Source organism: Pseudoflavonifractor phocaeensis, from assembly GCF_021531815.1.
Lineage (GTDB): Bacteria > Bacillota > Clostridia > Oscillospirales > Oscillospiraceae > Lawsonibacter > Lawsonibacter phocaeensis_A.
The window spans coordinates 105507-117507 of the sequence record NZ_JADYUM010000007.1 but is presented as its reverse complement, the minus strand read 5'-3'; the positions used below and the strand labels follow the sequence as shown (position 1 = coordinate 117507).

Genomic DNA, 12001 nt, shown 5'->3' with positions numbered 1-12001 from the left:
CTGTATCAAACGGGGGTGTACCGATGGCAGCGGAAGATGAAGAACTGTTACTGAAACAGCTTCCCCACTCTGTGGAGGCGGAGCAGGCCGTTCTGGGCTCCATGCTCATCGATCCCCGTTGTGTGCCCGAGGTCATCGACAAGCTGCGGCCCGACGACTTCTATCTCCGCCAAAACCGGGAGATCTATGAGACCATCTACTCCATGTTCAACTACTCCCTCACCATTGATCCGGTGACGGTACTGGAGAACATGAAGCAGAACGGATACTATGACGAGAACCTGTCCCGGGGGTATGTCCTCCAGCTCATGGACACCACCCCCACCGCCGCCAACGTCAAGGAATACATCGATATTCTCAAGGACAAGACCCTGCTGCGCCGGGTGGCCGAAACCGCCGGCGACCTGACCGTCATGATCCAGCAGGGCACTGAAACCGGCCAGGACATCCTGGAGGCGGCGGAGCAGCGCATCTACGCCATCCGCCAGGGCCGGGCCGCCCGGGGCCTTACCCCCATCTCCGATGTGCTCATCGACGTATATGACCGGCTCAGCGAACTGGCCGCCAGTGAAAGCGCCGTCCCCGGCCTGTCCACCGGCCTTCGGGACCTGGACCGGGCCATCTCCGGTCTGAACAAGTCCGATCTCATCCTTCTGGCCGCCCGTCCCGGCATGGGCAAGACCTCCATGGCTCTGAACATCCTGCTGGAGGCTGGCAAGAAGTCGGGCAAAAACGTGGCCTTCTTTTCCCTGGAAATGAGCCGGGAGCAGCTGGCCCTGCGTCTGATCTCCGGGGAGTGCTTTGTGGACAACAAAAAGCTGGTCACCGGCAAGCTCACCGAGGAGGACTGGGAAAAGGTGGCTGTGGCCGCCGACTCCCTGAACAAATCCAAAATTTTGATTGATGACGACTCCTCCGTCACCGTGGCCGACATTCTGGCCAAGTGCCGCCGGGTGGAAAACCTGGGGCTGGTGGTCATCGACTACCTCCAGTTGATGCAATCCGCCGGAGGGAAGACCCGCTCCGGGGACAACCGGCAGCAGATCGTCTCCGACATCTCCCGCTCCCTGAAGCTCATGGCCAAGGAGCTGAACGTCCCCGTTCTCTGCCTGTCCCAGCTGTCCCGCGCTAACGAGAGCCGCACCGATAAGCGGCCCATGCTGTCCGATCTGCGTGAGTCGGGCGCTATCGAGCAGGACGCCGACATCGTGCTGTTCCTCTACCGGGAGGGCTACTATAACAAGGACACGGAGAACCCCAACCTGGCCGAGTGCATCGTGGCCAAAAACCGCCACGGCGAGACCCGCACCGTAGAGCTCCAGTGGCTGCCCGAGTTCACCACCTTCAGCGACATCGAGTGGCAGCGGACAGAATATTGATCCGGGTCCGGCGTCAGGACTCCGGACACCCGGCTTTTCCGGGCCGTGGGAAACCATTTCTCCCCGGCTGACCCGCTGCGGCAAAAGGAGTGCGCCATGCTGGAATCCATGGAACAACTGATCCGGGAACTGGCTCTGCTGCCCCGGGGGAGCTCGGTGCTGTGCGCCGTGTCCGGCGGGGCTGACTCCATCTGCCTGCTCCACGCGCTGTACCGCTTGCGGCCCAAGCTGGGGTTTTCCCTGGCCGCCGCCCACTATGACCACGGGCTCCGTGGAGCGGCGTCCCACCGGGACGCCGCCTTTGTGGTCCAATTTGTCAAATTATGCTGCGGAGCCGACCTCCTGTCCGACGGCAGCATCCTTCCCCCCGTGCCCCTGTTCACCGGCTCCGGCGACGTGTCCGGAGAGGCCAAACGCCGGGGCGCCGGGATCGAGGAGACCGCCCGGGACATGCGCTACGCCTTCCTCCGCCAGGCGGCCCGGGAGGCGGGAGCCGACCTGATCGCCACCGCCCACACCGCTGACGACAACGTGGAGACGGTTTTATTCCACCTGGCCCGGGGTTCCGGACTCCGTGGGCTGACAGGCATTCAGCCTGCCCGGGACGGCCTGATCCGCCCCCTGCTCACCACCACCCGGCGGGAGGTGGAGGAGTATCTGGCCTACTACGGCCTGCCCCATGTGGAGGACCACACCAACGCCGACCAGCGCTTTGCCCGCAACCGTATCCGCCATCAGGTGGTCCCGGTGCTGGAGGGCGTCTGCCCCGGCTTTGCCGCCCGGATGGCGGACACCGCCGCCCTGCTCCGGGCGGACGAGGACTACCTCTCCGGTCAGGCCCGGGCGCTGTCCGCCCAGGCCGTTTTCCAAGACGGCGGCCTGTCCATTCCCGCCGCCCTCATCGGGGAGGCCCCGGACCCCCTGGCTGTCCGGGCGGTCCGGCAGCTCATCGGACAGCTCAACGGAGGAGATCAGAACTGCGGCCAGGTCCATCTGGAGAGCGTGGTCCGGCTGTGCCGGGGGAAGGACCCCTCCGCCCGGGTCGATCTCCCCTATGGCCTTGTGGCCCGGCGGGAGTACCAAACGCTGGCGCTGGTCCGCCGGCAGGAGCGCCCTCCCCTGGACGAGGTGTTCGTCTCTCCCCCTGGGGAGTGGGAGGCAGGAGGCTGGCACATCGCCTGCTCGGCGGAGCCCTATACCGGACAGCCCCAGGGGCCCTGGGAGTTCTGGCTGGACCGGGCAAAGGTCCCCGCCCTCATCCTCCGGTCCCGGCGGACCGGGGACCGGCTGAAGCTGAGAGGCCGCCCGGAAAAGACCGTCAAAAAGTGGTATGTGGAGGAAAAGCTCCCCGCCCATCTCCGGGCTTTCCTGCCCATCCTGGTCCTGCAGGACCGGGTGACCGCGGCGGCCGGACTGGGCCCCGCGGAGGCCTTTTTGCCCCTGCCCGGCGCCGAAGCCTGGCATATTACGATCAAGCCCCTGACAGGGGGGCCAACATGACTTTATCCCGCCGGCTCCATCCCCCGGCCCGCCGGGGCCGGTTCAATCTTATCTGGAAAGGAAGCGTCCCCATGCTAGAAAACGATATTCAGGAGATCCTGTTCAGTGAGGAACAGCTGAAAGCCCGGGTGGCCGAGATCGCCCGCCAGATCGAGACGGACTACGCGGGCAAGGAGATCATGCTCATCAGCGTCCTGCGCGGCTCCTTCATCTTCATGGCCGACCTGTGCCGCGCCATCCAGCTGCCCTGCACCCTGGACTTCATGTCCGTCTCCTCCTACGGCAAAAGCACCACCTCCAGCGGGCAGGTCCAGATCACCAAGGACCTGTCTGAGGACATTACCGGACGGCATGTCATCGTGGTGGAGGATATTCTGGACAGCGGCAACACCCTGAGCTACCTGCTGAAGATCCTGGAGAACCGCCATCCCGCCTCCATCCGCCTGTGCACCCTGCTGGACAAGCCGGAGCGCCGGGTCAAGCCCGTGGAGGTCCACTATACCGGCTTCACCATCCCCGACGCCTTTGTGGTGGGATACGGCCTGGACTACGCCGAGCGGTACCGCAACCTGCCTTACATCGGCGTCCTCAAGCCTGCGGTTTACGGCGGGTAAGGCCGTAACGCCCACCACATGCCGCCCAAGGCGGCCGAGCCGGGCGGAATTCATTTTCGCCCGGCGGATAAAATCGCCCTTGGGGCCCCATCCAAAGCGCCGTTTTGGATGGGAATGGGCTACGGCCTGGACTACGCCGAGCGGTACCGCAACCTGCCTCATATCGGCGTCCTCAAGCCCGCGGTTTACGGCGGGTAAGGCCGTAACGCCCACCACATGCCGCCCAAGGCGGCCGAGCCGGAAAGGATGTTTTGCCCATGAGACGAATCAGTCCCCGGGACGTGACCTTGTATCTGATGGTGATCCTGATGATGCTCTTTGCCGTCAGCACCCTGCAGCGCATGGACCAGGAGGACGCCCCGGACTACAGCCAGATCCGCACCTATTTTTCCCAGGAGCGGGTCAAGTATTTTACCCTGGAGGACGAGACCCTGACGCTGACCCTGCGGGAGAGCGGAAACCAGACCTCCACCCTCACCTACCAGCTGGCCGATCCCTACCTGTTTTACTTTGACCTCCATGAGCTGATCGACCAGCAGCTTGCCGCCGGGACCCTGGAGGGCTACGATTATATCCCCGGCCTGGAGAGCTCCTGGTGGTACAACATGCTGCCCACCCTGGTGATGATCGGGCTGGCGGTCCTGTTTCTGTTCCTCCTCTACCGCCAGCGCATGTCCGCCATGAACGGCGGAGGAGCTCCCGGCGCCTCCCGGTTCGGCCACGCCCGGACCAAGACTCTGTCCGACCAGGGGAAGAAGGTCACCTTTGACGATGTGGCCGGCGCGGAGGAGGAGAAGGCTGAGCTCCAGGAGATCGTGGATTTCCTCCGGGACCCCCAGAAGTTCACCTCCCTGGGCGCCCGCATCCCCAAGGGCGTGCTCCTGGTGGGCCCTCCGGGCACCGGTAAGACCCTGATCGCCAAGGCGGTGGCCGGAGAGGCAGGGGTCCACTTCCTGTCCATTTCGGGCTCCGACTTTGTGGAGCTGTATGTGGGCGTGGGCGCCAGCCGGGTCCGGGACCTGTTCGACCAGGCCAAGAAGGAGGCTCCCGCCATCGTATTCATCGACGAGATCGACGCCGTGGGCCGTCAGCGCGGCACCGGCCTGGGCGGCGGCCACGACGAGCGGGAGCAGACCCTGAACCAGCTGCTGGTGGAGATGGACGGCTTCGGCTCCAACGAGGGGGTCATCGTTCTAGCCGCCACCAACCGCCAGGACATTCTGGACCCCGCCCTGCTGCGGCCCGGCCGGTTCGACCGGCAGATCTATGTGGGCCTGCCCGACATCAAGGGCCGGGAGGACATTCTGAAGGTCCACGCCAAAAAGAAGCCCCTAGCAGAGGACGTGTCCCTCCACGACGTGGCTCGGGCCACCGCCGGTTTCACCGGGGCTGACCTGGAGAACCTCCTCAACGAGGCCGCCCTACTGGCCGCCCGGGAGGACAAGCGGTTCATCACCATGTCCGACCTCCACGAGGCCATGCTCAAGGTCATTGCCGGGCCGGAGAAAAAAAGCCGGGTCGTCACCGAACAGTCCCGGAAACTCACCGCTTACCACGAGGCGGGCCACGCCGTCGTCATCCATGAGCTGGACAGCCAGGACCCCGTCCACCAGATCACCATTGTCCCCCGGGGTCCCGCCGGCGGCATGACCATCTCCCTGCCCAGCGAGGACAAGGCCTACCTGTCCCGGAAGGAGCTGGAGGAACGCATCGCCGTCTGTCTGGGCGGCCGGGTGGCCGAGCAGGTGGTGTTGGGCGACATCTCCACCGGAGCCTCCAGCGACATCCAGAAGGCCTCTCAGATCGCCCGCTCCATGGTCACCAAATACGGCATGAGTGAAAAGCTGGGCACCATTGCCTACGGCAACGAAAACGACGAGGTGTTCATCGGCCGCACCATGGCCCAGGCCCGCGCCTACTCCGAGGAGGTGGCCGGCCAGATCGACCAGGAGGTCAAGGCCATTGTGGAACGGGCCTACCGTAGGTGCGAGGAGATCCTCAACGGCCGCCGGAAGGAGCTGGAGCTCACCGCCCGGTACCTCCTGGACCACGAGACCATGGACGCCGAGACTTTCGCCAAGGTCTTTGACGACCCCGGCGCCGGGGAATTTGCCCCTTACCTGGAGCAGGTATAAAGCACCGCAGCCAGAGCCGCAGGGCTTGCAGCGTCCTTCCAAAGCGCGGCAAAACGCCGGGGCAGAAATTGTTCAAACATCCGAAAGGACTTGCTGTCTGTGAAAACAGACTGCAAGTCCTTTTCCTTTGCCCGGATCGGGCGGCTACCGCCTTTCCGGCCTGGTCTCCCCAAGCATCTCTTCCATTCCGGGGGACATTCTGTATTCGGTCCCCTTTGCACGCGGCAAAACACCCCACTTGCCAGATAGCAGTGAAGCTGTCTAACAAGTGGGGTGCAGTTCAGGCTGCCGCGTTGTTATCCGCGCGGCACATCACTTACGGGCGGATGTCCTGGGCGATCTGTCCGGGCTCCTCCGTCCCCGGGTCCGGGTCCACGGGCCCCGGCTTCGGCTCCACCGGGTCCGTCTGCCCGCCGTGCTCCGGCTGTTCTCCCTGCTCCGGCTGTTCCGGTTCAACGGGCGTCACCGGGTACTGAGGGTCAACAGGCTCCTCTATCGGAGGCTCCACCACGGCCTCGATATGGACCGTACAGGGGCCGTAGCTCTCCACCACGCTCTTCCGGTACATCTCATCCTGAGCCACGGCGGTTCCGATCTGTTCCCGCTCATAGTCAGGCAGACACATCTCCTGGATACTCTCCTCCGGACAATAGGGACCTGCCACATGGTACAAACCGGTCTCGCTGCCGTCCTCGTTGAGGATGGGGCAGTCCAGGCACACTTTGACCAAGCTCTCAGCGGTGTGGATGGTGCAAACCTCGCTGGGGATGTCCTCCTGGAACAGATTGTCGCTGGCCACCCGGCTGCCCCGGGGATCCAAGGCGCAGTACTCCGTGGCCCGCAGGCCGCTGTCCAGGCAGTATTGCACGCTGCTCAGCCCGTTGGGAGTGGGGAACTTCTTGTTCTCCAGGCCCGCATGGACCTCCTCCATCACCTTTTCCCACAAGTTCAGAGCCGGGTTGCCCTGGGTCTTCATCTTGGAATTGCGCTCATAGCCGGTCCAGACAGCGGCGGTGTAGTAGGGGGTATAGCCCACGAACCAACGGTCGTAGTTCTCGCTGGTGGTACCGGTCTTGCCGGCGGCGGTCATGTTTGTCAAGCCGTGGCCGGCGGCGGTGCCGCCGGTGACCACGTTGGTCAGCATGGAGTTCATATAATAGGCGGTGGTGTCCTTGATGACAGTCTCCCGCTGGCTCTCGTTGTCCAGCAGAACGTTGCCGGCGCTGTCCTCCACCCGGGTATAGGTGCGGGAATAGGTGTAGACGCCGTTATTGGGGAAGGTGGCATAGGCCTCAGCCATGTCCCGGGTACAGACGCCGTCGGTGAGGCCACCCATGGACAGGGGAGCCACGTCGATGTCGCTCTTGATCTTATCCCCTACCTGACGGGCCTCCACCAGGTCGATCTTATACCGGTTCTGGACAAAGTCAAAGCTGGCCTGGGGGGTCACCTTGTCGGCCAGGATACGGACGGCGATGGTGTTCACCGAATTGGTCAGGCCCCGGCGCACGGTGGTCAGGCCCTTATACCGGGCCGCGCCCGAGTTGATGGGCCAGCCGGTCTCGTTGCTGTCATTATAGGGGTAGTCGTCCACGATGGTGATGGGAGAAACGAGCCCCATCTCAACGGCGGGGGAATAGACAGCCAGCGGCTTCAGGGAGGAGCCGGGCTGCCGCTTGGCGCTGTTGGCGTAGTTACTGATCAGGTTCTTGGTTTTCTCCCCGAACTGGCCCGCGATGGCCACCACGTCCCCGGTGCTGTTGTCGATGATGGTGATGGAGGACTGCATCAGCTGCCCGTCGCTGGAGATATAGTTCAGATTGTCCCGGTTGGTGTAGATCTTCTCCACAATGGCCTGGATGTCCGGGTCCAGGCAGGTGTAGATCCGCAGGCCGCCGCTGCTGAGCAGCTGGCTCACCCGGCTGTCGGACAACTGGTACTTCTCCTTCAGGTCCGCCTTCACGTCGGCGATGACCGTCTCCTCATACCAGGAGTAGACCTGGCTGGGGGCCGCCTCGTTTTCGCCCCGGACAAAGACCAGCTCCTCGGCCACGGCCGCGTCGTACTCCTCCTGGCTGATATAGCCCTGCTTCATCATCTCCCGCAGCACGTTCTCCTGGCGCCATTTGTTCCACTGCCGGGCGTTCCACATCTCGCCCTCCTTGGTGGCCACCTTGGCGTCGGAGTAGGGCCCGTACTTGGAGGGGTTGTTGGTGATGGAGATCAGGCTGGCGCACTCAGCCAGAGACAACTCGCTCACTGGCTTTCCGAAGTACTTGTAGGCGGCGGAGCCCACGCCTTCACAGCCGCTGCCCAGGGGAATGACGTTCAGGTACCAGGTGATGGTGTCCTCCTTGGAGTTGTTCTGGGTAAAGCGCAGGGCCCGGACGATCTCGATGACCTTCCGCTTCACCGTGGTCTCGTTGTAATCCGTCAGGTTCTTGATGAGCTGCTGGGTAATGGTGGAACCGCCGGAGATGTCTCCCCCGGTGAACATATCCAGCACGGCCTTGGCCGTCCGCTTCCAGTCCACGCCGGGGTGGGTCCAGAACCGCTGGTCCTCAATGGCCACGGCGGCGTTGACCAGGTCCTTGGGCATGTCCTGATAATCCACCCAGATGGAACTGGTGGTGTTCAGCAGGGTGACCAGCTCCTTGTCCTCCCCTGTGCTCTTGTCGGTATAGTACATGACGCTGTTTTCGCCCAGCACAAAGTCGTCCAGGCTCAGGTCCGCGATGGGGAAGATGACCGTCTTGATGTACACCGCCGCGAAGCAGCACAGGATGGCCCCGGTGCACAGGCCGATGAGCAGCAGGGTGCCCAGCACCTTGAACACGGTACCGGCCGCGCCGCCCCGCCTGCGTTTCTTCCGGGGCCGTCCGGAGCGCTCCGGACGTTCTTCCTGCCGCGGCACCTGGTGCCGGGAGGGATATTCACTGTTTTCGTACAAAGAGTTATGATAATTCTGCTCTGACACGTTGTTACCTCCAGCCGGAGCCAGCGCTGCTGCCCTCCGGCGGTCTTGATGTTTCTGCCGTCCCCGCCCTCCGAAAAAATAATTTATCGAAAATGGGGGGCGAATCCCGGACATATCAGGACTATTATACCAGATTCTTTCCATTTGTCCACCATAAAGCTGAAGCCGCCGCGGGAGAGGCGAAAATTTACAGGTCCTCCCCCTTGCATTTTTCCCGCCCGCAGGGTAAAATAGACTCACAACAAGGTTGGAGGTATTTCCGTCATGAGCGAAGAGTTCGGCCCTGATTTCATTTCTGTCACCGACGAGGACGGCAACGAGTTTGAACTGGAACTGGTGGACACCCTGGAGCACAACGGGATCACCTACTACGCCATGTTCCCCGCCGTGGCGGAGGACGAGGAGACCGGCGAGCCGGTGGACGTGGACGCCGATGACGAGGAGTACGGTCTGGTCATCATGAAGGTCATCGAGGAAAACGGCGAGGAACTCCTCTCCACTCCCGACAGCGACGAGGAACTGGACGAAATCTACAACCTGTTCATGGAACGTTTCTTTGAGGACGAGGAAGAATAAACGTCCCTTTGCTTTTTTCCTGCTCGGTGCGTGATGGGTTCTTTTAAACCCACATCTCTTAAACGGGACGCCCCCCTCACGGCGTGGCTTGCAGGCCTCCCGGCCCCCTTCGAGGTTGGTTGGACGTTGGTAGCAGTAAAGCGTCGTGGAGGCGACCCACCTGCCATTACGTGCAGGTTTTAAACGGGCCCACACGGCCAGAGCGGGGTTATATGATCAAAGCAGGAGTCCGTCCGGACTCTCCCCCGGCATCAGATGCCGCGGGCTTTAAAATGGTTCATTTTAGAGCTGCTTTGCAGACAGAAAAGCACTGAACCTGGACCGCGGCTGGCAACAGCGGCGGTCTTTTTTATTCCGTTCCCCGGTCCTCTTCGCAGACAATCTGTGTAAACAATCTGTAAAACACGCCGTTTCTCACCTCCCCGCCCCTTGCAAGGCGGGAAAGTTTTTAGTATAATACCTGAGTATGGCTGTTTCCCGGCTCTTTTCGGGACTGCCGCCCGGCCCCGCGGGGGCCGCTCCATCAATATGAGAGGACTGAACAAACTGTGAGTGCATCCAGAGAAAAGAAGTCTCGCCAGGAGGAGACCGCCCAGGGTCCCACCTCGCGGGAACAGAAAAAGCAGCAGGAGGCCGCCGAGGCCCGCCGCAGCGCCATCCTGTACCGGGTGGTGGGCGCCGTCTGCGTGGTGCTGGTGGCCTTCCTTCTGATTTGGAACACCGGCCTGATCCAGCGCAGTGCCACCGCTGTCACCATGAACGGCGTCAAATACACCGTCGCCGACGTGCAGTATTATTACAACACCCTGGCCAACCAGTATGGCCTGGGCAGCTCCAGCACCTCCATGAAGGACTTCCTTCTGCCCAGCGCCCTGGACTACCTGAAGTCCGACGCCGCCCTGGCCGCCAAGGCTGAGGCCGAGGGCTACACCATGTCTGAGGAGGCCCGCGCCTACCTGGACAGCCAGATCGAATATCTGGACGGTCTGGACAGCCAGAAGGACTTTATCCGCAACTATTACGGCTCCTATATGACCTATGAGAAGCTGGTGTCCCTGCTGGAGCGCCAGACTCTGGCCAGCGACTACCGGTCCAGCTACCTCAGCTCTCTGGAGTACAGCGCCGCCGACCTGCAGGGCTATTACAATGAGAACAAGGACACCATGGACGCCTACACCCTGTCCCAGTTTGTTCTCCAGGCCCGGGCCGACTCCACCGACGGAATGACCGAGGAGGAGAAGACGGCCGCTCTGGACGCCGCCAAGGCGGAGATGAAGGCTGTGGCCGAGGAGATCCAGCGCAAGCTGGAGGCCGGCGAGGACCCCGCCGCCCTGTCCGAGGAATACGCCGACCAGTTGTACTCCTGCCAGGTCTCCGATTCCCAGGTGGGCAGCAGCGTCAACAGCGCCTATACTGAGTGGGCCTATGACAGCGCCCGCAAGGCCGGCGACGTGACCCTGGCTGAGTACGACTCCGGCACCGCCTACAACTATTACGTGGTCCTCTTTGAGGGCCGTCAGCGGGATGAGACGCCCACCGACAACGTCCGCCACATCCTGATCCAGCCCGAGGGCGCCTCCGAGGCCACCGACGAACAGAAGGCCGCCGCCAAGTCCCAGGCGGAGGAGCTGCTGGCCCAGTGGAAGGCCGGCGAGGCCACCGAGGACTCCTTCGCCGCCCTGGCCCAGGAGAACAGCGCCGACTCCGGCTCCGCCTCCAACGGTGGGCTGATCTCCAACATCACCCCCGATTCCAGCTATGTGGAATCCTTCCGGGATTGGGCCGTTGACCCCGCCCGCCAGGTGGGCGACACCGGTCTGGTGGAGAGCGACTACGGCTGGCACATCATGTACTACGCCGGAGCGGGCGATCCCGTCTGGAAGCAGACCGCCCAGTCCGCACTGGCCAATCAGGACTACAGCGCCTGGCTGGAGGCCGCCGAGGAGGGCTATGACGCCGTCAACGGCATGGGCCTGAAGTTCCTCCAGGGTTGATTTTCCCCTTGTATCCCAATGTATTTGAAAAGCGCCCCGTTCCATCGGAACGGGGCGCTTTTTTCTGCGCTTTACTTCTTTTCTCTGGCCAGGGCCACCAGGGCGCTGGCGCCGATGCGGTCGGCCCCCGCCTCCAGCATGGCCCGCGCCTGCTCAAAGGTACGGATCCCGCCGGCGGCCTTGATCCGCAAATCGGGGCTGATCCGCTCCCGGAAGAGCTTCACATCTTCCACCGTGGCGCCCCCGGTGGAGAAGCCGGTGGAGGTCTTGATGAAGTCCGCCCCGGACATGGACACCACCCGGCAGATGGCGATCTTCTCCTCCTGGGTCAGCTGGCAGGCCTCCACGATGACCTTCAAGATCCGGCCGCCGCAGGACTCCTTCACCGCCCGGATCTCCCGGAGGACGCCCTCCCAGTCACCGGCCTTGGCCAGCCCCAGGTTGATGACCATGTCGATCTCGTCCGCGCCGTTGCGCACAGCGTCCTCCGTCTCAAACACCTTGACCTCCGGCGTGGAGTAGCCGTTGGGGAACCCGATCACCGTGCAGATCTTTAAACTGTTTCCCACATAATCCGCCGCTTTTTTCACAAAACGGGGTGGAATACACACCGAGGCGGTGGAAAACTCCCGGCCCTCGTCACAGATGGTCTTGACCTGCTCCCAGGTGGCGGTGGGGGTCAGCAGGGTGTGGTCCACCCGCCTCAAAATTTCCTGGTCGTTCATTCGTTTTAACTCTCCTCGCTCGATTCCAGACCTGCGGAATCAGAATAATATCATTTTATTTTACTCCCGGCACCCCGGATTTGTCCAGCCCCTTTGTAAAG

Annotated in this window: 8 protein-coding genes and 1 other RNA gene; 7 read left to right on the top strand and 2 right to left on the bottom strand. The window is 62.7% G+C overall.

The window, feature by feature from the left end; translation table 11 throughout:
• Positions 1-23 precede the first annotated feature (23 nt).
• The 4 genes from dnaB (at position 24) to ftsH (ending at position 5628) form a co-directional block, all read left to right on the top strand.
• Positions 24-1379 (top strand): replicative DNA helicase, encoded by a 1356-nt coding sequence (dnaB, locus tag I6E42_RS06210; RefSeq protein ID WP_235371065.1) that lies wholly within the window; start codon positions 24-26, stop codon positions 1377-1379.
• A 96-nt stretch (positions 1380-1475) separates the two neighbouring features.
• Positions 1476-2879, top strand: a complete 1404-nt coding sequence (gene tilS / locus I6E42_RS06205; protein ID WP_235371064.1) for a tRNA lysidine(34) synthetase TilS — start codon at positions 1476-1478, stop codon at positions 2877-2879.
• Between the two features lie 71 nt (positions 2880-2950).
• Entirely contained in the window at positions 2951-3493 is a 543-nt protein-coding gene (gene hpt / locus I6E42_RS06200) for a hypoxanthine phosphoribosyltransferase (RefSeq protein ID WP_235371063.1), read from the top strand.
• A 257-nt stretch (positions 3494-3750) separates the two neighbouring features.
• Entirely contained in the window at positions 3751-5628 is a 1878-nt protein-coding gene (gene ftsH, locus I6E42_RS06190; protein ID WP_235371062.1) for an ATP-dependent zinc metalloprotease FtsH, read from the top strand.
• Between the two features lie 316 nt (positions 5629-5944).
• Here the strand turns inward: ftsH and I6E42_RS06185 are convergent, their stop codons facing one another.
• Positions 5945-8605, bottom strand: coding sequence for a transglycosylase domain-containing protein (locus tag I6E42_RS06185; RefSeq protein ID WP_235371061.1), 2661 nt, complete (start codon positions 8603-8605; stop codon positions 5945-5947).
• A gap of 264 nt (positions 8606-8869) precedes the next feature.
• Between I6E42_RS06185 and I6E42_RS06180 the strand changes: the two genes are divergently transcribed.
• The 3 genes from I6E42_RS06180 (at position 8870) to I6E42_RS12810 (ending at position 11175) form a co-directional block, all read left to right on the top strand.
• Complete coding sequence (locus I6E42_RS06180; RefSeq protein WP_235371060.1) at positions 8870-9181, top strand: DUF1292 domain-containing protein; 312 nt, start codon at positions 8870-8872, stop codon at positions 9179-9181.
• A 13-nt stretch (positions 9182-9194) separates the two neighbouring features.
• A non-coding RNA gene (ssrS, locus tag I6E42_RS06175) (6S RNA) lies at positions 9195-9394 on the top strand.
• Positions 9395-9729: 335 nt separating this feature from the next.
• A complete protein-coding gene (locus I6E42_RS12810) occupies positions 9730-11175 on the top strand; it encodes a peptidylprolyl isomerase (protein ID WP_235371059.1) in 1446 nt (481 codons plus the stop codon).
• A gap of 71 nt (positions 11176-11246) precedes the next feature.
• Here the strand turns inward: I6E42_RS12810 and deoC are convergent, their stop codons facing one another.
• Positions 11247-11900 (bottom strand): deoxyribose-phosphate aldolase, encoded by a 654-nt coding sequence (gene deoC, locus I6E42_RS06165; RefSeq protein ID WP_235371058.1) that lies wholly within the window; start codon positions 11898-11900, stop codon positions 11247-11249.
• Between the last annotated feature and the right edge of the window lie 101 nt (positions 11901-12001).